The sequence below is a fragment of the Pseudomonas sp. ICBG1301 genome, assembly GCF_016918385.1.
GTDB lineage: Bacteria > Pseudomonadota > Gammaproteobacteria > Pseudomonadales > Pseudomonadaceae > Aquipseudomonas > Aquipseudomonas palleroniana.
Window position 1 is genome coordinate 690,025 of the sequence record NZ_JAEKGB010000001.1, and the last position, 25,420, is coordinate 715,444.

General features: G+C 59.7%; 22 protein-coding genes. 8 read left to right on the top strand and 14 right to left on the bottom strand.

What is annotated here, in order from left to right:
* The first annotated feature begins 83 nt into the window (after window positions 1-83).
* The gene (gene feaR, locus JBE38_RS03205; protein ID WP_104994256.1) at window positions 84-1,025 is read left to right on the top strand and encodes a transcriptional regulator FeaR; all 942 of its coding nucleotides are present in this window, start codon (window positions 84-86) and stop codon (window positions 1,023-1,025) included.
* A 66-nt stretch (window positions 1,026-1,091) separates the two neighbouring features.
* On the opposite strand, the gene JBE38_RS03210 is transcribed toward feaR, so the two are convergent.
* The 5 genes from JBE38_RS03210 to JBE38_RS03230 are packed head-to-tail and all read right to left on the bottom strand — an operon-like array spanning window position 1,092 to window position 5,159.
* Window positions 1,092-1,844: an SDR family oxidoreductase gene (locus JBE38_RS03210; RefSeq protein WP_126870751.1), complete on the bottom strand. Its 753-nt coding sequence runs from the start codon at window positions 1,842-1,844 to the stop codon at window positions 1,092-1,094.
* Window positions 1,837-2,637: an SDR family oxidoreductase gene (locus JBE38_RS03215; protein WP_205343543.1), complete on the bottom strand. Its 801-nt coding sequence runs from the start codon at window positions 2,635-2,637 to the stop codon at window positions 1,837-1,839. Before JBE38_RS03215 ends, JBE38_RS03210 begins: the two co-directional genes overlap by 8 nt.
* A complete protein-coding gene (locus JBE38_RS03220) occupies window positions 2,630-3,451 on the bottom strand; it encodes a molybdenum cofactor biosynthesis F family protein (RefSeq protein WP_205343544.1) in 822 nt (273 codons plus the stop codon). Before JBE38_RS03220 ends, JBE38_RS03215 begins: the two co-directional genes overlap by 8 nt.
* A gap of 12 nt (window positions 3,452-3,463) precedes the next feature.
* A complete protein-coding gene (locus JBE38_RS03225; protein ID WP_090369935.1) occupies window positions 3,464-3,829 on the bottom strand; it encodes a cupin domain-containing protein in 366 nt (121 codons plus the stop codon).
* A 31-nt stretch (window positions 3,830-3,860) separates the two neighbouring features.
* Window positions 3,861-5,159, bottom strand: coding sequence for an NAD(P)/FAD-dependent oxidoreductase (locus tag JBE38_RS03230; RefSeq protein WP_060756847.1), 1,299 nt, complete (start codon window positions 5,157-5,159; stop codon window positions 3,861-3,863).
* A 207-nt stretch (window positions 5,160-5,366) separates the two neighbouring features.
* On the opposite strand from JBE38_RS03230, the gene hpaR reads away from it, so the two are divergent.
* Complete coding sequence (gene hpaR / locus JBE38_RS03235; RefSeq protein WP_090369939.1) at window positions 5,367-5,795, top strand: homoprotocatechuate degradation operon regulator HpaR; 429 nt, start codon at window positions 5,367-5,369, stop codon at window positions 5,793-5,795.
* A gap of 81 nt (window positions 5,796-5,876) precedes the next feature.
* Here the strand turns inward: hpaR and hpaI are convergent, their stop codons facing one another.
* The 8 genes from hpaI to JBE38_RS03275 form a co-directional block, all read right to left on the bottom strand.
* Complete coding sequence (hpaI, locus tag JBE38_RS03240; RefSeq protein WP_205343545.1) at window positions 5,877-6,677, bottom strand: 4-hydroxy-2-oxoheptanedioate aldolase; 801 nt, start codon at window positions 6,675-6,677, stop codon at window positions 5,877-5,879.
* Window positions 6,678-6,693: 16 nt separating this feature from the next.
* Window positions 6,694-7,497, bottom strand: coding sequence for a 2-oxo-hept-4-ene-1,7-dioate hydratase (gene hpaH / locus JBE38_RS03245; protein WP_205343546.1), 804 nt, complete (start codon window positions 7,495-7,497; stop codon window positions 6,694-6,696).
* A gap of 11 nt (window positions 7,498-7,508) precedes the next feature.
* Complete coding sequence (locus JBE38_RS03250; protein WP_205343547.1) at window positions 7,509-8,813, bottom strand: MFS transporter; 1,305 nt, start codon at window positions 8,811-8,813, stop codon at window positions 7,509-7,511.
* Window positions 8,814-8,945: 132 nt separating this feature from the next.
* Window positions 8,946-9,338: a 5-carboxymethyl-2-hydroxymuconate Delta-isomerase gene (locus JBE38_RS03255; RefSeq protein WP_104994248.1), complete on the bottom strand. Its 393-nt coding sequence runs from the start codon at window positions 9,336-9,338 to the stop codon at window positions 8,946-8,948.
* Between the two features lie 15 nt (window positions 9,339-9,353).
* Window positions 9,354-10,211, bottom strand: coding sequence for a 3,4-dihydroxyphenylacetate 2,3-dioxygenase (gene hpaD, locus JBE38_RS03260; RefSeq protein WP_090369949.1), 858 nt, complete (start codon window positions 10,209-10,211; stop codon window positions 9,354-9,356).
* Window positions 10,212-10,259: 48 nt separating this feature from the next.
* The gene (gene hpaE / locus JBE38_RS03265) at window positions 10,260-11,720 is read right to left on the bottom strand and encodes a 5-carboxymethyl-2-hydroxymuconate semialdehyde dehydrogenase (protein WP_060756933.1); all 1,461 of its coding nucleotides are present in this window, start codon (window positions 11,718-11,720) and stop codon (window positions 10,260-10,262) included.
* 5 nt (window positions 11,721-11,725) lie between these two features.
* Entirely contained in the window at window positions 11,726-12,496 is a 771-nt protein-coding gene (locus tag JBE38_RS03270; RefSeq protein ID WP_205343548.1) for a fumarylacetoacetate hydrolase family protein, read from the bottom strand.
* Entirely contained in the window at window positions 12,493-13,158 is a 666-nt protein-coding gene (locus tag JBE38_RS03275; RefSeq protein WP_205343549.1) for a fumarylacetoacetate hydrolase family protein, read from the bottom strand. The genes JBE38_RS03270 and JBE38_RS03275 overlap by 4 nt, the downstream gene beginning before the upstream one ends.
* Window positions 13,159-13,286: 128 nt before the next feature.
* Between JBE38_RS03275 and hpaA the strand changes: the two genes are divergently transcribed.
* Window positions 13,287-14,147: a 4-hydroxyphenylacetate catabolism regulatory protein HpaA gene (gene hpaA / locus JBE38_RS03280; RefSeq protein ID WP_205343550.1), complete on the top strand. Its 861-nt coding sequence runs from the start codon at window positions 13,287-13,289 to the stop codon at window positions 14,145-14,147.
* Window positions 14,148-14,191: 44 nt separating this feature from the next.
* Here the strand turns inward: hpaA and JBE38_RS03285 are convergent, their stop codons facing one another.
* A complete protein-coding gene (locus JBE38_RS03285) occupies window positions 14,192-14,986 on the bottom strand; it encodes a helix-turn-helix transcriptional regulator (RefSeq protein WP_205343551.1) in 795 nt (264 codons plus the stop codon).
* A gap of 484 nt (window positions 14,987-15,470) precedes the next feature.
* Here JBE38_RS03285 and JBE38_RS03290 point away from each other — a divergent pair, with 484 nt between their 5' ends.
* From JBE38_RS03290 to JBE38_RS03310, 5 genes are all read left to right on the top strand, one after another.
* Window positions 15,471-21,740, top strand: a complete 6,270-nt coding sequence (locus JBE38_RS03290) for a non-ribosomal peptide synthetase (RefSeq protein ID WP_205343552.1) — start codon at window positions 15,471-15,473, stop codon at window positions 21,738-21,740.
* 589 nt (window positions 21,741-22,329) lie between these two features.
* Window positions 22,330-22,476, top strand: coding sequence for a hypothetical protein (locus JBE38_RS03295; protein WP_205343553.1), 147 nt, complete (start codon window positions 22,330-22,332; stop codon window positions 22,474-22,476).
* 88 nt (window positions 22,477-22,564) lie between these two features.
* Window positions 22,565-23,422, top strand: a complete 858-nt coding sequence (locus JBE38_RS03300) for an McbB family protein (RefSeq protein WP_205343554.1) — start codon at window positions 22,565-22,567, stop codon at window positions 23,420-23,422.
* Window positions 23,419-24,225 carry a SagB/ThcOx family dehydrogenase gene (locus tag JBE38_RS03305; protein ID WP_205343555.1) on the top strand — a complete coding sequence of 269 codons (807 nt, stop codon included), beginning with the start codon at window positions 23,419-23,421 and terminating at the stop codon, window positions 24,223-24,225. Before JBE38_RS03300 ends, JBE38_RS03305 begins: the two co-directional genes overlap by 4 nt.
* Window positions 24,212-25,414, top strand: a complete 1,203-nt coding sequence (locus JBE38_RS03310) for a YcaO-like family protein (protein WP_205343556.1) — start codon at window positions 24,212-24,214, stop codon at window positions 25,412-25,414. The genes JBE38_RS03305 and JBE38_RS03310 overlap by 14 nt, the downstream gene beginning before the upstream one ends.
* The last annotated feature ends 6 nt before the right edge of the window (window positions 25,415-25,420 follow it).

The following is a 25,420-nucleotide window of genomic DNA, read 5'->3' on the forward strand; positions in this document are numbered from 1 at the left end:
GACAGGTTGTTGTTGCGCGCATATAGATAACATGTTAACTATTGCGCCAGAACAACAAAAAGAAGCCATTGCGGAGACACCCCATGAGCATCCCACAGCATGCACACGACGGACTCGACAGCTGGAACAGCGAACTGCGCGCCGCGTGCGGCCACTTCGATACCGAACTGGCCTTCAACCGCTCGCTGTTCATCGGCGAAATCCATAACCTGCCACGTGGCCTGGCTATCCTGCGCACCAATGCTGGGCTGATCACGCGCCCGGCGCACCACGCCGACCACGACAACGACCAGGAGTGTTTCCTGGTCAGCCAGCGCAGCGGTTACTCGCAAATCGTCCAGAACGGCCAGACCCTGCAACTGGCCCCCGGCGAGATGCTGCTGATGGATTCGGTGGGCTCTATTGAAATCACCCCCTTCGGCCTGATTGAACATGCCTCGCTGTCTCTCGCGCGCGCCGAGGTCTGCAAACACGTGGGCGGTGATGCACGTGCCTTTGGCAAGATCTCCTCGACCAAGGCCTGTGGGCGCATGCTGCACGTGCTGATGGACCAACTGTGCAAGGACGACACCGAAGACGGCGGGGGTGAAGTCGAGGCGTTGCAAGCGGCGTTCGTCTCGCTGCTGGGCTCGGCCCTGGAGCAGGGCGATGAGTGCTGCGAAGGCGTGGCGGCGCTGCACGGCAACAACCTGCGCAGCTATGTGCAGAAGGTGATTGATGAGTCACTCAGCCAGCCGGGCCTGAGCCCGATCGGACTGGCCAATCGGCTCAACATTTCCGTGCGCCAGTTGTACCGGTTGTTTGAAGAACAGGACGACAGTGTCTGCCGTTATATCCAGCGGGCGCGGCTCAAGCGCAGTGCGGACGATTTGACTAACCCGTTCCTGCGCAGCGAGTCGATCACCTCGATTGCCTACAAGTGGGGCTTTACCGATTCGGCGCACTTCAGCCGATCGTTCAAGAAGCAGTTTGAGGTGTCGCCGAAGGATTTCAGATCAAGCCGGATGCAGGCGGTGGGAGCATAAAGACATTCGCCAAAACAAACTCGATCCCATGTGGGAGGGGGCTTGCTCCCACATTCGAATCGCATTTCAGACCTCCGGCAAGGTCGAGCCACCATCTACCACCAGGGTCTGCCCGGTGATATAGCTGGCCAGATCCGAGGCCAGGAACAGCATGGCCCCGGCAATATCCGCCGCCACACCCAGGCGCCCCAGGGGTACGCGACGGGCGATGCTGTCAGTCACCGAAGCGTCGCCCAGATTACCCATCGCCGCAGTGGCGATCATGCCGGGCTCCACGCCATTGACCCGCACGTTCAGCGGTGCCAGCTCCAGCGCGGCATTGCGGATAAAACCGTTGACCCCGGCCTTGGACGCCGCGTAATGACTCAGCCCCGGGTAGCCGACGCGATTGCCGGTGACGGACGACGTGACCAGCACACAGCCCCGGCCTTGTGCGCGGAACATCGGCAACGCCGCCTGGGTCAGCCAGAACAGCGCCGACAGGTTGACCGCCAAGGTGCGCTGCAGCAGTGCCGGGGTGATGTCTTCCAGGGCGGTCAATGGAAAATACCCGGCGTTGTGCACCACGGTATCCAGCCGGGGCAGCGCCTGGACGCAGTCCCGCACCGCCTCGGCCTCCGCCAGGTCCACACCCAGCGCTTGGACGTCATAACCCTGCGTGCACAGTGTCGCGGCCACTGCCTGGGCCTGCGCCAGCAGGCGGTCGGCAATCACCACCCGTGCGCCGCGCCGGGCAAAAGCCTCGACGATGCCACACCCGATGCCTTGGGCGCCGCCGGTGACCAGCACTACTTGCCCGCTGAATTCCAGGTCATTCATGGGCGCTCTCCAAGTGTGCGAAGGCCAGCGTGGGAACGTCGACGATGCTGGAACCACCGTCGGCCACCACGGTGGCACCGGTCATGATCGAGGCATCGCTGGACGCCAGGAAGCGGCACACCTTGGCGATTTCCTCCGGCTGGGCGGCCCGTCGCAAAGGGACGTCGGTGCATACGCGGGCATAGGCCTGCTGCAAGGTATCGCCATAAGCGTCCATCAACGCTTGCATCTCCGCATCGGCCATGGGCGTGTGTACCCAGCCCGGGCACACCGCGTTCACCCGCACGCCGTACGGCCCGTAATCGCGCGCGAGGGAGCGATTGAGCCCGAGCAACGCATGTTTGGCCGTGGTGTAGCCGCACACTTCAGGCCCTGCGGCCAACGAGGCGATGGAGCCGATCAGCACGATGTTGCCCGTGCTCGCCTGCAGCAACGGCAAACAGGCGCGGGCACTGTAGAACGCGCTGTCGAGGTTACTGCGCAGGGCGTCTGCCCAAGTGGCGGGGCGGGTCTGGGTCGCGCTGCCCAGGCCATGGCCACCGGCACAGGCCAGCAGCACGTCGAGTCGCCCGTACTGCTCACGGATCTGCTGGATAAAGCCGTCCCAGGTGTCCGGGCAGGCGGCGTCGCCCACCAGGATCAGCCCACCGGTTTCGCGTGCCACCTGCTCCAGCGGCTCACGACGCCGGCCGACCAGCACCAGGCGTGCGCCGTCCTCGGCATACATGCGCGCGCAGGCCGCGCCGATGCCGCTGCCGGCGCCGGTGATCAGCACCGTGCGCGGCTCAGTCACGGGGGTATTCCGTGTGGTTGAGGACCTGGCAGTACGAGCTGACCGGGAAGTTCGACAGCGCATCGAACGACGTCCCGGCATAGCCGAAAATCTTGCCGTCGCTGCGGTGCTGTTGCAGATCAATCAGCACCAGGCCGAGGGTGGGCACGATCTTCTCCTGCCATACAAACAGGTACAACTGCTCGGCGATCTTGTAGTAATGGCAGCGGTCGGTGTCGCACAGGCCTTGCTCCACGCCCTTGAGGCACTGCCACGCGTAGAAGCGCTCGTTGAGGTAGATGTGCTCATAGACTTCGCTGGGGCTGTAGCGATATTGGTTGCGCAGCCCCACCAGCTCGGCGGTAGGTGCGTGCAGGCAATGACCGTCCTGCCAGGGGCGGTCGAGGCTGCCGTGGAGGAAGTCGACCTGCACCGAGGTCAGCGGTTTGCCGGCCAGGGCACGATGGTAAAGGCCTTCCTGGGTCTGCTGTGGACTGGGCAGGCTGCCGATCACGGCCGTGAACGACGCTCCCGCAACATCCAGCACCAGGCTGATCGACCAGCTTTGCCCGGCTTCGTGCTTGATGAAATCCACCAGGTACAGCCCTGGGCGGATCGAGGTGGCGCGGTAGGGCGCGCTGCCGCTGGAGTGCCCATCGGCGGCATGCCAGGCCAGGCGCTCCGGCTCGAAACGGTGCTCAATCTGCCAGCCATTGGCGAAGTGCAGGGTGAAGGTCTGGCCGGCCAGCTCGGCCAGGTTCGGCAGGATAAAGGCGTGCGGGGCGAAGCCGTCGGCCAGCGCGCCGACGGTGATCCAATCGGTAGAACTCGTCATGGCAACGCCTCCTTACACGACGGCGAAGTAGTGTTTGACGAAACTCTCGCTGACCACTTCCCACAACACCGGCGTGCCCTTGGTCACGAACCAGCTGTCTCCGGCCTTGTAGCGCGCCGACTGGCCGGTGGATTCATCGGTCAGGATCACCTCGCCGGTCAGGAGGGTGGCTTGTTCGGCGAACGGGTAGATCATGCGGAACTTGCCTTGGGTCGTGCCGAAATAGGCGCTGCTGACGGGGTCGGTCGGCGCGCCGAATGTCATCTTGCCGAAGGCGCGTACTTCGCCTTCGAGAATCTGCGAGCCGAGGTCGGCCACACTGCCCCAGGCGTCGAGTGCCGATAGCTGGACGTCGTGTTTGAGGGTGGTAAGGGTCATGGCAGTTGCTCCTGATGAGTAAAAAGGGGGATTAGCGGCGCCCGTTCCAGTAACCGGAAAGTTGGTGCCAGGATTTGCCCGCCGTCAGCAGCAATGGGCGGATAGCGTCCTTGCCGATGATGGTGGGGCGATGAATGGAGCTGACCAGGTCATAGCGCGCCGAGCCTTCGCTCATGCCTTCGGCCAAAACCTTGCAGATGATGTGGCTGGGCGTTACGCCAAAGCCTGAGTAGCCCTGCACGAAAAACGCATTGCTGCGCCCCGGCAAGGTGCCGATCTGCGGAAACAGGTTGGGGCTGCACGCCATCGGGCCGCCCCAGGCCAGGTCGATTTTCACGTCCTTGAGGTAGGGGAAAATCTTCAGCATCAGGTGCCGGTTCCAGGCCTTGAGGTCGCCGGGAATATGTTCCACCAGCGGGGTGGCGGCGCCGAACAGCAGGCGGTTCTCGTTGGTCACGCGGTAGTAGTCGATCACCGGGCGGATGTCGCTGTAGGCCCCGCGAATCGGGCTGATGCGCTGGATCAACTCTTCGGGCAACGGCTCGGTCATCATCTGGAACGCGTAGGTGTTGATGGTCGAGCGATGCAGCTCCGGTTCCAGCTTGTTGAGGAAACTGTCGCAGGCCCACAACAACTTGCTGGCGCGCACCGAACCGCGCCCGGTACGCACGGTGATGCGCTCGCCATAGCGGACTTCCAGCGCCGGGCTGTTCTCGAAAATCCGTACGCCATGGCCGGCCAGGGCGGTGGCTTCGCCCAGCAGCAGGTTCAGCGAGTGCACATGCCCGCCGCCCATGTGCAGCAGGGCGCTCGTGTAGGCGGTGGAGCCGATGATCTGTTGCACATCGCTGCCGCCGAGAAAGCGGATCTCGTGCTGGCTGTTGATCGACTTGAAGTCTTTTTCCCAGGCACGCAGGGTTTTTTCCTGGCGGGCGTTGAAGCCCATGTAGCCGTAGCCGTGGCAGAAATCCGCATCGATGTTGTACTTGGCGATACGGTTCTTGATGATGTCGGCACCCAGGTCGCTGATCTCGAACACTTGGCGCAGGCCGTCTTCGCCGACATCCTTTTTGATCTTCTCCAGGTCGTGGCCGATGCCGGCCATGATCTGCCCGCCGTTGCGGCCAGTGCCACCGAAGCCCAGATAGCGGGCCTCCAGCACGACGATGTTGGTGATGCCTTTTTCCGCCAGTTCCAGGGCCGTGTTGATGCCGGAGAAACCGCCGCCGATCACCACCACATCGGCGTCGATATCCTGTTCCAGGGTGGGGAAGCTGAGGTTGTATTTCTTGGTCGCGGTGTAATACGTCGGGGTTTCGATGTTGATCATGGCGTAGCCTGAAAAAGTGAAGGAAGGCTCTAAAGCGGATGCCTCCATTAGGGCCCCAGACGGGATGGAAGTCTTGACGCTGCGTGCCCAGGCATTTGATTCAGAGCGCCACGGGCGGTGCGATCAACAAGTTATAGCGCGCTCGTCGGCAGGGAATGCTAGAGTTTCGTTAAATTATTAACTAAATACCTCGTGACCCTGATCCCTATGTCCAAACCTCGCCAGTCCCTGACCTTGACCCTGCTGCAAGCCCGCGAAGCCGCAATGAGTTTCTTCCGCCCGTCCTTGAATGAGCACGGCCTGACCGAACAGCAATGGCGGATCATCCGCATCCTTGAGCAATATGGTGAGCTGGAGATTTACCAGTTGGCGGAACTGGCCTGCATCCTCAAACCGAGCATGACCGGCGTGCTGGTGCGCATGGAAGCCGCCGGCATGGTGCACCGGCGCAAAGCCGAGCAGGACCAGCGCCGCGTACTGGTGACGCTGGCCGACAAGGGCAAAGCGAGTTTCGAGTCCATGAGCCAGTGCATGGAGGCCAACTATCAGCGCTTGCAGGATCAGTTGGGCGAAGAGAAATTCGAGGCCCTGTTGGGGCTGCTGGAAGACTTGAAGAACATCAACCTCAAGCGCTGAATCATTGCCCCTCCCACTGAGGAGCAAAATGTGGGAGGGGGCAAGTCGAGTCGTCGCACCGCCCCTCCCCACACGGGATTATCAGTACACCCCGCCAAGCGTTGCGACCGCTGGAATGCTTTTGAATTTTCCGGCCAACGCCTGCAACCCGCGCATCAACACCGTGGTATCCACCCCCACCGCCACAAACGTAGCGCCCAGTTCGATATAGCGTCGCGCCAGGCGTTCATCGGCACTGAGAATTCCCGCCGCTTTACCTGCCCGCACGATGCGGACGATGGCGTCTTCGATCGCCGCCTGCACCTCAGGGTGCCCAGGATTGCCCCGATGCCCCATCGATGCGCTCAAGTCCGCCGGGCCGATAAATACACCGTCGACTCCGTCGACGGCGGCAATCGCGTCCAGATTGGCCAGGCCCTCGCGGTTTTCGATCTGCACCAACAGGCACATTTGCTCATCGGCTTTGTCGAGGTAGTCGGGGATGCTGTTCCAGCGTGACGCCCGGGCCAAGGCACTGCCGACCCCGCGAATACCCTGAGGCGGGTAGCGCATGGCGCGTACCAGTTCCCGGGCCTGGGCGGCACTTTCCACCATCGGCACCAGTAACGTCTGGGCGCCGATATCCAGTAGCTGCTTGATCAGCGCGCTGTCACCGATCACCGGGCGAATCAACGCCTGGCCAGGGTAGGGCGCCACGGCCTGCAACTGACCGAGCATGCCCTGCAAGGGGTTGGGCGCGTGTTCGCCGTCGATCAACAGCCAGTCGAAACCGGCGTTGGCGGCCAGTTCCGCGCAGTAGGCGTCGGCGAGGCCGAGCCATAGGCCGATCTGTACTTCGCCGTTGAGCAAGCGGTGTTTGAAGCGGTTGACGGGCATGTCCATGGCAATCCTCCAGGGCTCAGACGAAACGGCAGGCAATCGACCCGAGCAGGTCGTAGTCGACATGAAAGGTATCGCCAGGGTTGGCCGCCACCGGCCGGGTAAAGGAGCCCCCCAGGATGACTTGCCCAGGCAGCAGCGTAACGTCGTACGGCGCCAGTTTGTTGGCCAGCCACGCCACCCCCTTGGCCGGGTGGTTGAGCACCGCCGCCGATACGCCGGATTCCTCGATCACGCCATTGCGGTACAGCACCGCCGGCACCTTGCGCAGGTCGATCTCGGTGGGGCGCACGGCGCGGCCGCCAAGTACCACACCGGCATTCGCGGCGTTGTCGGAAATGGTGTCGAACACCTTGCGGGTCGTGTGGGTGTGGGGGTCGACCTGCTGGATGCGTGCATCGATGATCTCCAGGGCCGGGATCACCCACTCGGTGGCGTCGAGTACATCGAACACCGTGCAGTTCGGGCCTTTGAGGGGCTTGCCGAGGATGAATGCCAGTTCGACCTCCACCCGCGGCACGATGAAGCGTTCGAAGGGGATGTCACTGCCTTCGTCGAAAAACATGTCATCGAGCAGCGCACCGTAGTCGGGCTCGGTGATGTTCGACGACACCTGCATGGCGCGCGAAGTCAGGCCGATCTTGTGGCCCTTCAAGGTGCGCCCGTCCTTGATCTTCTGCGCGACCCAGGCGCGCTGGATCGCGTAGGCATCCTCGATCGTGATGCCCGGGTAGTCGAGGGAAAACTGGCGTAGCTGTTCACGGCTGCGTTCGGCTTGGTCCAGGCGGTTGGCCGCCTCGAGGATTTGCTGGGAGTCGAGCATGGCAACGGTCTCTAGTGTGGGTTGACGATGGCGGCGTGGGTGCGCAGCACCAGCAGGCCGCCGAAGGCGATAAACAGGGCGAGTCCATACAGGGCCAGGCTGGCGCTCTGGGTGGCGTCGCGCATCCAGCCGATCAGGTAGGGCGCGAGGAACGCGGCGATGCTGCCGAACGAGCTGATCATGGCAATGCCGGCAGCCTGGGTGGTGTTGGACAGAAACGCCGGCGGCAACTGCCAGAACATCGGCAGGGCCGCACTGGCGCCCATGCCGGCCACCACCAACCCGCTCATCACCAGCAACGGGTTGCCCGGCGCCAGGCCGGCGACGGCAATGCCGACGGCAGCCATCAGCAGCGGTATGCACAGGTGCCAGCGGCGCTCGCGATGACGGTCGGAAGACCGCCCGCAGCCGATCATGAAACAGCAGCCCGCCAGATACGGCACGGCACTCAACAAGCCGACCTGGCTGTCGCGGCCAATACCGGCGCCGTGGATCAGGGTGGGCATCCAGAACGCGAGGGTGTTCACCGCGAGCATCACTGCGAAATACACTGCCACCAGCAGCCACACTTGACGGTCACGCAGGATGCCGCCGAATGAGGTGATGGTCTTGCGCTGTTCTTCGCTGCTGAGTTGGGCACGCAGTTGTTGTTTTTGCTCAAGCGTCAGCCAGTTCACCGAATCGAAACCCTCCGGCAACCACTTGAGTACCACCAGCCCGAGGAGCACCACCGGCGCGCCTTCGATCAGGAACATCCACTGCCAGCCGCGCAGGCTGCCTACGTCGTGGAAATTTTCCAGGATGGCACCGGAAATCGGCCCACCCAGGACTCCGGCCATGGGCACCGCAATCGCAAACAGCGCGGTGACCTGAGCGCGACGGCGCGCCGGATACCAGCGGTTGAGAAACACCAGGATGCCCGGGAAAAACCCCGCCTCGGCCACCCCCAGCAGAAAACGCAGCACATAGAAGCCACGGGCACTCTCGACCCACAACATGCCGGTGGACAAAAGCCCCCACACGATCATCAGGCTGGCGATCCAGCGCCTCGGGCCAACCCTGTCCAGTGCCATGTTGCTCGGCACGCCGAACAGCGCGTAGGCGATAAAGAACAGCCCGGCGCCGAAGCCATAGACCGTATCGCTGAAGTGCAGGTCGCTGCTCATCTGCATCTTGGCAAAACCGATGTTGATGCGGTCCAGATGGGCGAACAGGTAACACACCAGCAACAGCGGCATCAGACGCCAGGTGACTAAACGATGGGTGCGGTCGTGCTCGGCCAGTACGCGGCCGGCAGTGGAATGGGCTGTGCTCATGATGTTGTACTTTTTATTTGTAGGAGCGAGCTTGCTCGCGAAAAACCTCAACAAAACGCAATGCCCCTGGTTACCCACGGTGCTTGTGGGATCTTCGCGAGCAAGCTCGCTCCTGCAAGGACTGCGTCCGTTTCAGTTCGCCGGGTTGTTCAGGAACGCATGCACGTTGTTCTGCTTGAAGTTGAGCTGTGGGTGCAGCTCGACCATCTCGAACGACAGCGCCAGCAAGCGCTGCGCCTGCAGCTCGGCGAAGTGCGCGGTGATCAGCGCAAAGACCGCCTCGGCCACCGCCTGGCGCGTGGCCAAGTCGCGGCCGTGGCCAACCTTGAGCGTCATGTGCACAAAGGCGTAGTCGTGCTTGCCATCGGCCATGCGCCAGGTGTCCAGGCGTACACCCCGGCTGCGGATACCGCCAAGGGGAAACACGCCACTGTCTCCCAGCACGCGATGGACTTTTTCAAACAGGCCGGGCAGGTCTGCCTGTTGTTCGAGGTTGTCGGTGTACTCGGCGATAAAGTGCGGCATGGCTTGCTCCCAGGTTTACAGCGGGAAAATCGCGTTGATCTGGCCGGTGCCCGAGCTGCCGAACGGCGGCGTGATGATCTCGGCGGGCTGGGCATATTCCGGTCCGCCCAGCAGGCCCAGGAGCATGGCGGTGTCGTGCATCTTGCCTTCGCCGAAGCAGTGTTCGGCGTAATCGGGCAACATCGCGCAGAACTCCTTGAAGCGGCCTTGCTTCCACATTTCCACGACATGCAGGTCCATCTGCTTGTCGAATTCGCGGGTCCAGTTGTGGATATTCGCTTCGGCCTCGCGGTCGTCCGAGAAACGGTGCGACAGCGAGCCGGAGGCCAGCACCAGGACCTTGCGGTCACTCTTTTCGATGGCTCGGCGCACGGCGGCGCCGAACGTGAAGCTGTCCTCCAGGCGATGCCAGGCGCACCAGGCGGCGATGGAAATGACCTGGAGTTTTTCAGCCTCCGGCACGTCCATGTGCATGTAGCGCATGGGCACCAGCGTGCCGTATTCCAGTTCCAGGCTGGGGATGTTATGGGCCATGCTGCGCACACCGGCCAGGTTGGCCTCGGCGGCGATCAGCTCTCCCAGCTCAGGGCAGCCGGGGTAGGCGTAGTCCATGTTCTTGATGAAGTGCGGCAGCTCGTTGCTGGTGTAGGTCCCCTGGAACTGTGCGCCGCAGTTGACGTGATACCCACTGTTGACCAGCCAGTGCACGTCGAATACCACGGCGGTGTCGGCGCCCAATGCTCGAGCGCGACGGCCGATTTCCTTATGGCCGGCAATCGCCGCTTCGCGACAGCCATGATGTTTGCCGGGCAGTTCCGACAGGTACATCGACGGTACGTGGCAGATTTTCGCTGCCAGAACTACTTCGCCCATGATGATTCTCCTGAGTCATTATTCTTGTTGGAGTGCAAACGTCGGTGGCTATACGCCCCAACGCGGGATGTGATGGCTGCCCATGGAAATGCACACGTTCTTGATCTCGGCAAACACTTCAAAGCTGTACTGACCGCCTTCGCGGCCGGTGCCGGAGCCTTTGACCCCGCCGAACGGCTGGCGCAGGTCCCGCACATTCTGGCTGTTGATAAATACCATGCCGGCCTCGATTCCGTGCGCCAGGCGATGGGCCTTGCCGATATCCTGGGTCCAGATGTAAGAGGCCAGGCCGTATTCGGTATCGTTGGCCAGTTGCAGCGCCTCGGCCTCATCCTTGAAGGGAATCAGGCACACCACCGGGCCGAAGATTTCTTCCTGGGCGATGCGCATCTTGTTGTGCACATCGGCAAAGACGGTCGGCTGGATAAACTGGCCTTTGCTCAAATGCGCAGGCAAGTTGGCCGGACGCTCCAGGCCTCCGGCGAGCAGGGTGGCACCTTCTTCGAGGCCGATCCGGATGTAGCCGGTGACCTTGTCATAATGCGCCTGGGTGATCATCGAGCCGACCTGGGTCTTCGGGTCTTGAGGGTCACCGACGATCAAGCGCTTGGCACGAGCGGCAAACTCGGCGACGAATTGCGGGTAGACGCTTTCCTGGATAAAGATCCGGCTGCCGGCGGTGCAACGTTCGCCGTTCAGGGAAAAGATGGTGAAGAGCGCGGCGTCGAGGGCACGTTCAAGGTCGGCATCTTCAAAGATCAGTACTGGCGACTTGCCGCCCAGCTCCATGGAGTACTTTTTCAGGCCGGCGGTCTGCATGATTTTCCTGCCGGTGGCGGTGCCCCCGGTAAAGGAAATCGCGCGCACGTCCGGGTGGCGCACCAGCGCATCGCCGGCAGTCGCGCCATAACCCTGGATCACATTGAGCACGCCGTTGGGAATCCCGGCTTCCACCGCCAGGCGTCCGAGTTCATTGGCGGTCAGCGGTGACAGCTCCGACATCTTCAACACCGCCGTATTGCCCAGCGCCAGACACGGTGCGGTCTTCCAGGTGGCGGTCATGAACGGCACGTTCCACGGCGACACCAGCCCGCACACGCCTACCGGTTGGTAGAGGGTGTAATTGAGCATCTGATCGTCGACGGGGTAGCTATGGCCGTCCATGCGTGTGCAGACCTCGGCGAAGAAGTCGAAGTTATGCGAAGCGCGTGGGATCAGCACGTTCCGGGTCTGGTGGATCGGCAGGCCGGTGTCGAGGGTTTCCAGCTCGGCCAGGCGCGGCACGTTCTGCTCGATCAATTCGCCGAGCTTGCGCATCAACCGGGCGCGCTCCTTGGCCGGGGTGTTGGCCCACTTGGGGAACGCCTCTTTGGCGGCCGCCACCGCTTGGGCGACCTCTGCGGCCCCGCCACTGGCGACTTCGCCAATGGCCTCGCCGGTGGCCGGGTTGTAGTTGATGAAGGTGTCTTTGCTTTCGACCTCACGGCCGTTGATCCAATGTTTGATCATGCGGTTCACGCCTCTTTCCGGGCGGAGAAAAAGTCCGCCTCGCTGACAATTCGGTTGACCAGGCGGCCTACGCCTTCGACTTCCACCACCACTTCATCGCCTGGCACTACGTCGGCCAGGCCCTCGGGCGTGCCGGTGGCGATCATGTCGCCGGGCTGCAGGGTCATGAAGCTGGACAGGTATTCGATCAGGTAGGGAATATCGAAAATCATGTCGCGGGTATTGCCGGTCTGGCGCAGTTCACCGTTGATCCAGGTGCGCAGGGTCAGGTTGCCGGGGTCGGGCACGTCGGCCACATCGACGATCCACGGGCCGACCGGCGTGGTGGCGTCGCGGTTTTTCACGCGCAGGTTGGGGCGGTAGTAGTTTTCCAGGTAGTCGCGGATCGCATAGTCGTTGCACACCGTGTAGCCCGCGAGATAGTCCAGGGCGTCGGCGCGCTTGACGTTGCGTGCGGTCTTGCCGATGACCGCTACCAGCTCGCACTCGTAGTGCATGTAGGCGATGTTGTCCGGGCGCCAGGTGACCTCACGATGGCCGGTGTAGGTACCCACGGACTTGATGAATACCAGGGGTTCGATCGGCGGCTTGAAGGCCAGCTCGGCGGCGTGGTCGGCGTAGTTCAGGCCGAGGGCGAACATGGTGCCGGTAGCCGGCGGCAGCCATTGCACCTGATCTTCCTCGACCCGGCGGCCATCGTTCAGGCGCACGCTGTTATCGGCCTCGACCTGGACGGCGTGGGTTTGACCTTCAAAGCGGATGCGGGCGTGTCTCATGCTTGATTCTCCGCTTGGACATGGCTGACCAGGTGGCCCACGCCCTCGATCTCGACTTCAACCCGGTCGCCTGGCTGCACATCCACACGGCCTTGCGGGGTGCCGGTGATCAGCACATCGCCCGGGTACAGGGTCATGAACTCGCTGATCTCGGCGATCAATTGCGCAATGTCCCGCACCCAGTTGGACGTGGAGTTTTCCTGGCGCAGCTCACCGTTGACCCAGAGTTTGAGACTCAACTGATTGGGGTTGGCGATTTGATCCCGTGGCACCACCTGCGGCCCCAAGGCACAGAAGCCATCGCGGCATTTGGCTTTGACGGCAGGGCGGTAGTAACTGTCTTCCGGCAAGCTGAACTCATTGACCACCACATACCCGGCCACATGGGTCATGGCGTTTTCCAGGCTGACGCGGCTGGCAGGTCGGCCGATCACCACACCCAGCGCAGGCCCCGGTTGCAGGCGCTCTCCTGCGGGATGCAGGACGACACCGTCGTGCTCATTGCGCGTATTGGGGGTTTTGATGAACAGCACCGGTTTGGACGGCGGCTTCTGGTAGGGCGCCTGTTCGAAGGCGGCGAGATGCTGGTCCAGCAGGCCCTGGTAGTTCAGCGCAACGCCGAACAGGGTGCCGCTGGCAACATCATGCAGGGTACGGCTCATGCGTTTCTCCTGACGGTGGCGACGGCTGCATCGGCCGTTCGTTAATTTGTTAACGTTATAATTAATATGTTAACTACCGTCAAGCGTGGCAAGATCCAGTGACCGCTCAATAACAAGAAGAGAGCAGTGTGAAGCCGATTCCCAACATCAATATCGGGCAGGTCTACGACCAGCGTTACAGCGATGCAGAGGTGCATTACGACAAGCTCGCCAACCTGGCGGGATTTTTCGGGCGCAACATGCCCGTGCATCGGCATGACCGGTTTTTCCAGGTGCATTACGTGAAAAGTGGTGCGGTGCGGGTGTATCTGGATGACCGCCAGTACGTCGAGTCGGGGCCGATGTTTTTCCTCACGCCGCCCACGGTGCCCCATGCCTTTGTCACTGAAGCCGATGCCGATGGGCATGTGTTGACGGTGCGCCAGCAATTGGTCTGGGCCTTGATGGAAGCCGACCCCAGCCTGGCTTCAGGTGCCGCCTGCGTCACGTTGACGGAGGATGCCCAAGGGCTGGATCAACTGTTTGAAGCCTTGAGCAGCGAGATCAACGCCGATTGGGCAGGGCGCGCCGCAGCGCTGGATAGCCTGACCCGCCTGATCATGATTCGCCTGCTGCGGCTGTGCGCCCACTCGCTGCCGGCGCGCCCGACGCGGCATGAGGACCTGCGCATCTTCCATCGCTTCAACGAACTGATCGAAGCCCACTATTTGGAGCACTGGCCATTGGCGCGTTACGCCGAGGGGATCGGCGTCACCGAAGCGCGCCTCAATGAGGTCTGTCGGCGCCTGGCCGACCTGCCGTCCAAGCGCCTGATCCTGGAGCGCCTGATGCAGGAAGCCAAGCGCCTGTTGCTGTTTACCGGCAGCTCCGCCAATGAAATCTGCTATCAGCTGGGGTTCAAGGACCCGGCCTATTTCAGCCGGTTTTTTCTTCGTTACGCACAGCTGACACCGAGGGAATACCGGTTGCGGCAGTCGGGTTTGCGTTGACGCTCCACGCGCCATGCCCAGCGCGGCGAAAGTCCATCAGCTCATCAGGCGCCAACCATCCATTTGGCCAGGCCATGGCGGCCACTGACGCCCAACTTGGCGGCGGCACGCTTGAGGTACGTTTCGATCGAGCTGTTTTTCACGCTGAGTTTTTCCGCCATTTGCGGCACAGTGCCGCCGGTCAACAGGCCAAGGCAGACTTCCTGCTCCCGGGCGGAGAGGGTGATGTCACTGAGCGACAAGCGCTTGTAGAACTCACGCTGCAACTGTGACTGCTCCATCAGGTTGTGGCTCGGCTCGGCCTCGGTGTCGGGTGCCTGGCGCAGAAGTTGCGCATGCCGCTCCATCAGCGGTAGCAAGGTGTCTGACAGACTCTTGAGAAACGACAATTCGGCCAGGGAAAATCCACGCTGGGTCGCTTGGCGATACAGTGAAATCACGCAGCGCCGATTGCCCTGGCGCGACACCAGGTTGCACTGGTGCGAGGTGCCCAGCGGGTGGGTGCTGTCGGCCTTGGCCTTCAACTGGATCAGCAGCGGGTCTTGCATGCGCAGCATCTCGCGCAGCAGCGGATGATCCTTGAGCGGCTGCAGGGGCTGGGGCGCGCACAGGTCTTGTTGCAGGCCGGCGCTGCCCAGCAACGTGATATCCAGCACGTTGTCGCGCAGTTCATCGAGGGTCCATTCACTCAGGTCCACCAAGTGAATCGGTACCCACTTGTCCAACAGGTGCAGCATGTTGGCGGCGAAGTTCGTGTGGCCGCTGTTGGAAATCAACTCACCCAATTCAGCATAGAAATGCGGGTTTTCCGTGTTGCCAATACTACGGGGCAGACTCATAGCCATCTCATCCTTGATGTCGAAAACCGTCAACGGACGCCCCGGGTCTGGAGGGACGTGCCGTACTCCTTGAACGCAGCTCGGAGTTCGAGATTTTATTTAGCCATAGCGAATTGTCCTACGTATGTAGCGGAAACGAGGGACACAACCTGCCATAAAAACGGTGTCATTAATTCGACGTTTCTGAAGGTGTATTCCGACAGAAAAAAGCCGGAGGTGGTTTTTAGAGTTATTTAACTACTTGATATTTAAGTGAAATATTAATTTTAAATAGAAATTTTAGAAAAGTGGCATCGGCCGAATATGGCCAATGTCCTACACAGCTTTAATCGTTTCAGTAATGAACCATCAGCGAGGTCCGTTGGCGTGCAGGAATGTCCGGGTTTGGGGTGACAGACGTCCCCGGCCCTGCGTGCTCCAATCCGGACAATTCGTCGTAATGGACTTCCTGCGCGGCCAGTGTTGACCCCATGAGAAGGATCTTATGAAGTATCTCGACAGCCTGCCGGTCAGTTACCCCCTCACCGCCGCCCAACAAGACATCTGGCTCGACCAACTGCGGGTGGGCGACTCGCCGCTGTACAACATCGGCGGTTATGTCGATTTTGCGGGCCCGGTGGTGCCAGGTTTGATCCAGCGTGCCGTCGAGTTGCTGGTGGCCAAGCACGATGCGTTGCGTACGCAACTGCACAGCGATGGCAATGGCTTGCCCCGGCAAACCTTCGCCACCGCCTTGACGACCGAAGTGACGCTGCATGACTTCTCTGCGCTGCCCGACCCCAAGGCGGCGACCCAGGCCCTGATGCAGGCCACGATGTCTCGGCCCTACGCCATGACCGGCGAGCCGCTGTTTCGCTTTTTTTTGGTCAAGCTGGACGATGATCACTATCGCCTGGGCACTCAGGCGCATCACCTGATTCTCGACGGTTGGGGCTTTGGCCAGATGCTGCAATCCCTGGCTCGGCTGTACACCGACCTGCAGCACGGCCGGTCACCTGAGTTGCGAGCGCCGTCCTATATCGACTTCATCGAGGCTGACCTGCACTACCATCAATCCGCCCGCTACGCCCGTGACCGGGACTACTGGCTGGACAAATACCAACTGCTGCCCGAGCCGCTGCTCACCCCCCGGTTGAATACCCCGGCACCGAGCAACACCCTGCTGCAACCCTTCCCGGTATCGCTGCTCGATCGTATGGAACGCGTGGCCAACCATTACCAGGCCTCGGCGTTTCACGTGTTGCTGGCGGCGTTGTATGTGTATTTCACCCGCACCCATCAGCGTGATGACTGGGTGGTGGGGCTGCCGATTCTTAATCGTTCCAACGCACGGTTTCGTTCCACGGTGGGCTTGTTCACCCAGGTGAGTGCGGTGCGTTTTCAGTTCAGTGAGCAGTTGCCGTTCAGCGCACTGGTGCGCGGTGTGCGCGATCAGCTCAAGCGGGATTTTCGCCACCAGCGTTTCCCCTTGAGTGAAATGAACCGCGAACTGGGCCTGCGCCGCACCGATCGCGGCCAGTTGTTCGACCTGTCGGTGTCCTTCGAACAGGACGACCATGACCTGCGCTATGGCCAGGTCCAGGCCCGGGCGATCAAGGTCTCCAACCATCACGAACCGTTGCCGATCGCCATTCACCTGCGCAGCAACCGCTACCAGGACACGGCGTGCCTGCATTGCGTCTACAACGAGGCGTACTTCCAGCACGACGAGGTACAGGCGTTGGCGCAGCGCTTCACCTGGCTGCTGGAACAGGGGCTGGAAAACACCGAGTTGACGCTCGCGCAATTCTCATTGGTGACGCCGGCCGAACAGGCACAGCTGCAACGCTGGAATGCCACCGCGCAGCCCAACACCACGCCGCAGACCCTGCACCGGCGTATCGAAGCCCAGGTGGCACTTACGCCCCAGGCCGTCGCGGCGGTGTGCCAAGGGCGGCAACTGAGCTACCAGCAGCTCAACCAGCAGGCCAATGCGTTGGCCCATCAACTGTTGGCGCACGGTGTGGAGCCGGATGATCGCGTGGCGATCGTGGCCCGACGTGGCCTGGATACCTTGGTGGGGCTGCTGGCGATCCTCAAGTCCGGCGCCTGTTATGTGCCGATAGACCCGGCTCATCCCGCCGAGCGCCTGAACTACCTGTTGCACGACAGTGCCCCGGTGGCCGTGCTGACCCAGCACGCTCTGCTGCATCGGCTGCCAGCCCTGGACGTGCCGGTTCTGTTGCTTGATCGGCCGACGGTGCACTTGGGCGACAACCCGCGGGGGGCGGCCGGCGCGTCGAACCTGGCCTATGTGATCTACACCTCCGGTTCCACGGGGTTGCCCAAAGGCGTGATGGTCGAGCATCACACCCTGTCCAACCTGGTGGACTGGCATTGCCAGGCGTTCAAGCTACAGACCGGCAGCCACACCGCCAGCGTGGCCGGGTTCGGTTTTGACGCGATGGCCTGGGAGGTCTGGCCGGCGCTGTGTGTGGGCGCGACGCTGCACCTGCCACCGCCCCAGGAAGGGGCTGAAGACATTGATGCCTTGCTCGACTGGTGGCGTGCGCAACCTCTGGACGTATGCTTCCTGCCCACGCCGGTTGCCGAGTACGCCTTCAGCCAGCAGCTGGAACACCCGACCCTGCGCACCCTGTTGATTGGTGGCGACCGTCTGCGCACGTACAGCCGAGCGCAAACCTTCGAGGTGGTCAACAACTATGGCCCCACTGAAGCCACGGTGGTCGCCACCAGCGGGCGTGTCGAAGTGGGCCGGCCGCTGCATATCGGCGGGCCGATTGCCAATGCCCGCGTGTACCTGCTCGATGCGCAACAGCGCCAGGTGCCCGTCGGCGCGACGGGGGAGTTGTACGTTGGCGGTAAAGGCGTGGCGCGTGGCTATCTGAGCCGTCCCGAACTGAGTGCCGAGCGCTTTCTCGATAACCCTTTCGGCGAGGGTCGCCTCTACCGCACCGGCGACCTGGCGCGCTGGTTGCCTGATGGCAACCTTGAATACCTGGGGCGCAACGACGACCAGGTGAAAATCCGTGGCGTGCGTATTGAACTGGGGGAAATCGAATCTGCCCTGGCCATGCATCCGGCGGTTCAGGACGCGGTGGTGCTGTATCGCGAGGGGCAATTGCTGGCGTGGTTCGTTGCGCGGCATCCGGTCGATATCGACGCGTTGCGCGCGCATCTGCAAGGGTCGCTGCCTGACTACATGCTGCCCGCGGCCTACGTGAAGCTCGACGGGTTGCCCCTGACCGCCAATGGCAAGCTCGACCGTAAAGCGCTGCCTGCGCCGACCCAGGCTGCTTTCATCACGCGGTTGTTCGAGGCGCCGCATGAGGGCGTGGAAACCACCCTGGCGCAGATCTGGGCCGACCTTTTGCACGTGCAACAGGTCGGGCGTCACGACCACTTTTTCGAACTGGGCGGGCATTCATTGCTGGCGGTGCAACTGGTGCAGCGCATGCGCCAGGCCGGGTTGCGGGCCGATGTGCAGGTGCTGTTCGGCCAGCCGACCCTGGCGGCACTGGCGGCGGCGAGTGCCGGCAGTGACAGCGAGGTACCGGCCAACCGGATTGCAGCGCACTGCACCCAGATCACCCCGGAAATGCTCGCGCTGGCCGAGCTGGACCAGGCGAGTCTGGAGCGCATCGTTGCCGGTATTCCGGGAGGCGCCGCCAATGTGCAGGAAATCTACCCGCTGGCGCCGCTGCAGGAAGGCTTGCTCTACCACCACATCACCGACGAACACGACCCGTACCAGCAACACGCGATATTCAGCTTTGCCCGGCGCGAGCAGTTGGACGCGTTTGCCCAGGCCCTGCAACAGGTGATCGACCGCCACGACATCCTGCGCACCAGCCTGGTGTGGGAGGCCCTTGAGCAGCCGATGCAAGTGGTGTGGCGCCAGGCTCACTTGCGCGTCGAACCACTGCGTGAACAGTGTGAGCCCCTGGACTTGCGCCAGGCGCCGCTGATGGCCCTGGAGTATGCCGAAGACCCTCGGCAGCAAGGCTGGACGGCGAGGTTACGCTTCCATCACCTGGTCAATGACGCTACCTCGATGACGGTCCTGGCCAACGAAATCCGCGCCCACATGCTCGGTCAACAGGCGCAGCTTGCGCCGCCGGTGCCTTATCGCAACGTCGTGGCACAGAGTCGCTGTGCGGCGCAGCAGGCCGCCCACGAGGCGTTTTTTCGCGAGCGGTTGGCGGATGTCAGCGAGCCGACCCTGGCGTTCGGTCTACAGGAGCATCAGCTGGACCGCACTGAAATCGAAGCCTTCGAACGCTCGGTGACGGCCCCCCTCAACCGGCGTTTGCGGGCGCAGGCCAGTGCGCTGGGTGTGAGCGCCGCGAGCCTGTTCCACTTGGCGTGGGCCCAGGTGCTGGGTTGCGTATCCGGCCGCGATGACGTGGTGTTCGGTACGGTGCTGCTGGGCCGCTTGCAGGCGGGCGAGGGCGCTGACCGTGCACTGGGTATGTTTATCAATACCTTGCCGTTGCGGGCCTGCCTGGCCGGCAAGACCGTGGTCGAGGCGTTGGGCGACACCCATGCGCAACTGAGCGCCTTGCTCGTTCACGAGCAAGCGTCCCTGGCGTTGGCGCAACGTTGCAGCAGCGTGACGCCGCTATTCAACAGCCTGCTCAACTATCGGCATACCCCTGGCGACAAGGACTTTGACCTGGTGCCGGGCGTCGCCCTGGTCAGCAGTGAAGACATCGTCAGTTATCCGCTGATGATCAGCGTGGACGACACCGCGAGCGGTTTTCAGCTCAAGGCGATGGCGCCACGCGAGGTCGGCGCCGAGCGTTTGCTGGACTATCTCGACACCGTATTGAACGGGCTGGCGCAGGCACTTGAGCACGCCCCGCAAACGCTTTTGAGCGAGGTGCCGGTGTTACCCGCCAGCGAGTTGCGCAAGCTGTTGGTGGAGTTCAACCCCGGCAACATCGACTACCCTACGACTGTCACCCTGCAAGGGTTGTTTGAAGCCCATGCGCGACACACCCCGCAGGCCATTGCGGTGCAGGCCGATGCCGGCCAACTGACTTACCGCGAGCTCAACGAGCGCGCCAACCAATTGGCTTTTCACCTGCGCGAGCGTGGGGTGCAAGCGGATTCGCGGGTAGCGTTGTGCGTCGAGCGCGGATTGGAACTGGTCGTGGGCTTGCTGGCGATTCTCAAGGCCGGCGGCGCCTATGTGCCGCTGGACCCGGGCTTTCCAAGCGAACGCCTGGCCTACATGCTCAAAGACAGTCAACCCGTAGCGCTGCTGGTACACGCGGCTACGCGCGAGTTATTGGGTGAAGTCTCGCTCCCGGTCATCGACTTCGACCGTTGTGCCTGGAGCCACGCACCGACCGGCAACCCCTCGGTTCCCGGCCTGAGCGCCGCCAACCTGGCCTATGTGATGTATACCTCCGGCTCCACCGGCACGCCCAAGGGCGTCATGGTCGAGCATCGCGGCCTGTGCAACCTGATGCAGTGGGCTTGCCGATTGTGCCCGGACGCTGCGGGAGGCGCCTTGCTGCAAAGGGCTCCGTCCAGTTTTGATGGCTCGGTGTGGGAGCTGTTCTGGCCGTTGACCCATGGCATGCGCCTGGTGCTGGCACGCGTTGACGGTCATCGCGACCCGGCTTACCTGGCTGAGGTGATTCGCACGCAGCGCATCACCGTGATCCAATTTGTACCGGCCATGCTGCAGCAATTTCTCGAACTGGAAGCGTCGGCGTTGTGCAGCAGCCTCACCGACGTTTTTTGCGGCGGTGGTGAACTCACCGAAGCCTTGGCCCGCAGCGTCCGCGCGCGCTTGCCCCAGGTGCGCTTGCACAACGTCTATGGCCCCACTGAAGCCACGGTCGACAGCTGCATCTGGACCCTGCAACCCGATGCGCCGGTGCCTGCCCTGCAGTTGCCGATCGGGCGGGCCATCAGCAATACCCGCCTTTATGTGCTGGATCAGCACGACAGGCCGGTGCCGCTGGGTGTCAGCGGTCAACTGCATATCGGCGGCGTCGGCGTAGCACGAGGCTACCTGGGGCTGGAGCAAATGACCGCCGAGCGCTTTATCGACAGCCCGTTCGTACCCGGTGATCGGTTGTATCGCACTGGCGACCTGGTGCGTTACCTGCCGGACGGCAACCTGGTGTTCCTGGGGCGCAACGACTTCCAGGTCAAGCTGCGCGGCGTGCGCCTGGAGTTGGGCGAAATTGAAGCCTGCCTGGCGGCGCACCCGGCACTGCGTGAAGTGGCGGTGCTGATTCGCGATGAACGCCTGGTCGCCTATTTCACCCTGCGCGCCCCGGCGCCGAGCCTGGAGGCCTTGCGTGCCCATGTGCTGGAGCGATTGCCGGAATACATGGTGCCGGCCGCCTTTGTGCAATTGAGTGAGTTGCCCCTCAACCCCGCCGGCAAGCTCGACCGCAAGGCCCTGCCGGAGCCAGGGTTGGATGCCGTGGTCAGCCGTGCGTATGAGCCGCCGCAGGGCGAGGTGGAAACCGTGATGGCGGGCATCTGGGCCGACGTCTTGAAACTCGAGCGGGTAGGGCGCCACGACCATTTCTTTGAGCTGGGCGGGCATTCCTTATTGGCGGTGAGTCTGGTGGCACGCTTGCGCAAGGCCGGGTTGGAGGTGGATGCACGCAGCTTGTTCAGCCAGCCGACCCTGGCGCAACTGGCGGCCGGTACAACGGCCAGCGTGCAGCGCGTGGAAGCCCCCCAAACGGCCATCCCCCAGCTTAACCGTCGTCGCCGGATCTGAGTATTGGCATGTGGTGTGGGAGGGGGCTCCCGATAGCGGAGTGTCTACAGCTGATTCACCGCCATCGGGAGCAGGATGTCAGGTCGATGCTTTCAAGGAGTTATGCACTCGACAGAACGATCCACCGTGATCTTGGCAATCGCCAACAAGTGCCATACCGCTGAAGCTGCGCCCGCTCGGGGCTTTTCAATGGCTTTGCGCAATCTGGATATACCGTTTGTCGAATTTACCGCCATGTTTTTTAGGTGACTTCCTATTTTCTACGCGGAGTTCGTTCGTAGAAAAATCTTATATCTGAAAGTTGATAGTTTGTAAGGTGTTAATTTTACGAAATAATAGTTCGATGGTAAAAAACTTGGTTCATGGGTTTCCTATTTAAGCAATTATTGTGCTTCTGGTTTTTATGAGTGAAATTTCCTAATTTAATGTATTCATGTTCCTACGGTGAGGAGTTAAATATCTTGCATGTTTTTTTATGCTGGCTAAATTGTGATTGTCACTTTCAGTAAGTGGCCTCGCGCACGATTAAGGGTAAGGAGAGTTGAAATGAAAAATTCAGAGTTTGGAGAGGTTGTTTTCGACTTTGATAATGAATACGACTTTAATCCGTATGCTGGTAACGCAGGGGCGTCAGGAAGTCAGGGTGGTTGTGGTGGGAGCGGTGGATGTGGCGGTGGAGGCGGCTGTAATGGAGGAAGTGGTGGGTGTGGTGGATGCGGTCACAACTCGATTGTAGAGCAGCCACTTGTCTCCGAATAGGTTCAAATTACCCACTTGGCGGGGTTTCCTGGGCTACGCCTGAAACCCCCACGGGGGATCACGCAATGAATATTGCCATACCTAATTACCAGATTCTGAATTTCGAAACAGGAAGTCTAGTTGTTTCCGATATAGGGATTTCAAAGGTACATTCACAACCACTGTTAAAAGCCTTGCGACAGTTGCAATTGTCTCGTTTGATGACCAGGGATGAGTTGGATGAGGTACTCTCAGAAAATGGTTTGAGCGCAGGTGGTGCATTTGAGTTTTTAGAAAAAATAGTTCCTTTGCGGGCGATGGATGGCCTTTATTTTGAAAAGACCATAATCGTACATTCATGGGAAGGAAAAGAGGGTTTTGAGGACCTCTTCAGGCAAGGGGTGTCGGGAGTTATAGAGTTTAAAAGTTTTTCAGATGATGTGGTGAAAGCTGTCGCGGGCTCCAGATGTTTTATTGTTTTGCTCTGTCATTCTTATGATTATGAAAGTCTTAAGAGAATGCATTTTGAATTGGCGAAATTATCACCATTCAGTGCAATTAGTGTTTGTTGGCCGATGGGAGGTTTTTTTTGCATTGGGCAGCCTTACATTGCTGAGGTTGGAAATCCTTGTCATTTTTGTACCGTTGATAGGCTTGTTCATAACGAATCAGTTATGCGGGCAAAAAATAATTGGGCGTCTGCACTGGCATTTTGTAAAAACAACCACGTTAGCATGCCTTTTAAGAAGCTGAGCTTGTATCAAGAGTTAATTGTCGTTGGTGCAATTGTCAGGAGTATAAAGTTTTTTACTGAGAGCGGTGTGCTGCGTAAATACCATGATGATGTTTTGTGTGCCTCGTATCTGCAGTTAAGTGATGGCAGGATTTTCCAAGAGCCAGCTTCACATTGGTATCTGTGCGACTGCCTGGGGGGAGAGGTATGAAAAATATTCCACACGATTATTACCTCAGATTTTTAGATGCTTCAGTCTATGAGGCGGTTCTTGATTTTCATAGTAAGAGTAATTTTACCTTTCATGCGGCTTTCCAGCACTGCACCGGTCTCCATTCGTTGGACGAAAAGCATTTGGCCCAGTTAACCGGAAATGAATTGGTCCTTTATCCTGATATGGATCTGACGGTTGAGTTTAAAATATCTGATGAGGATAGGGCGAAATGCTTGTATAGAAACGAATCGTGTGAAAGCTTCTCGTCAGAGCCTTTGAGTTTTGAGGAAGTTGAAAAACTTGTGAGCCCACTTGTCTCAAGGAGCGTGGGAACACATAAGCGAGGGTATCCGAGTGGAGGCGCGCTTTACCCCGTTGAAGTATTTGTTTGTTCACTTACTGAGCTTGATAATGACTGGCCCGTCGCAGGGAGGACTCTACACTTGCTCCCTAACTCACGGAGGTTTGAAGTCATGCAGGCGACGGTCAAACTTGAGGATATCAAGGCAGCTTTATTGACTTCTGCTCGAGACATTGGCAGCCCAAGCGTGGCGCTTATTTATGCAGTCTATATTCCTAAGAACCTGTTCAAGTACAGGTATCGTGGGTATCGAATGGCGCTTATGGAGGTCGGTTCTATTTACATGCTTGTGGAGATTCAGGCTAAAAAGTTAGGGCTCGCATGCCGCCCTTGGTCGGCCTATACAGATTCTATGATATGTAAAGTGCTAGGGGTCAATCCAGCCTTATTCTTTCCTGTGTGTGTTCACTTGATAGGTAGGCAGCATGAAACTTGTTAACGCTATGCAAAAGCCGGATCTACCCGGTACATTACTTTTTCAACCTGCGTGTCTGTTCTCTTTACCACATTCCGTAGAAGTATCAGACTCCCTTTCAGTCAATGGATCAGGGGTGGGCGGAGGTTCGCACTCTATTAAAGCTGCCTTGGGGGAGTATTTTGAACGACGTCATTTTTACAGAGAAGTTTTCTCAGTAAAATCTGGGTTTCTTAATGAATCGTTGACGGTGACTGAAGTTGATAGTTTTATCGGTGCACTCACTCAGACGGCGTCAAGGCCGGTGTCTGTTGAGGAAATTGAAAAGCATCAGTTTTCATTGACTAAAGTGGTGAGAACTTCAGATTTTTCTGTGTGCTTTATCCCCACGATGTTCATTTCACTTTCTCCGTATGGGCTTGAAAAAGATAATTTTTTATATCCTTTAAGAGATACCTGTGGGTGCAGTTTTCATTGGCGTCTGGATTTCGCAATCTTGGGCTCAGTAAAAGAGTACCTTGAGCGACAATTTCTAGTAAGGTTTTGGTTGACAAAGCAATGTCGCTCACTGATTTCTCCCGATCAAGTTAGAAGTTTGCTGGCGGGGAGAAATGTCAAATATTTGTATGATGCGCTAGTGAATTCAGGTGAAGTTTCTGTTTTTGATATATCTGATATCCGTTTTCCTGGGGTTTGTGTGCTGGTCGTTTATGGCCAAAAAAAGACGAGTCACCATGTGAAGTATTGTGCGGGTATGTCCTATGCGGGTGAGGCTGCCGAAGCATTGGAAAAGTCACTGCTTGAGTTGTGGCAAACTTATCGATTCATGGATTTGTTTAAGGCAATCGAGGCTGATGAGGAAAAAGTGGAAGATGCGTACCTTCGATATTTTTTAAGTTGCAATAATTATAAGATATATGAGGAGGTAACCGGGGATGTGGCGATTGTTGATGATTCAGAAAAAACACCCTTGTCAGAATTTTCGTTGGAGGTTTTTCTCTCTGTGTTGAAAAATATTGATATATCGGGTTACTTTTATGTGAAGTGCTCGACGGTCAATGGTATTAACTGCGCTTTCAGCAAATATGTCTCGCCTGACCTATTTTTGCATATGAATAACTCAAAAAATATAAACTTAAATAATAAGTACTCTAAAGGCTTTGAGTCTTCAATATTGTCATTGCGTTTGGAGAGAATGGTGCCGTTTCCATGAGGTGAG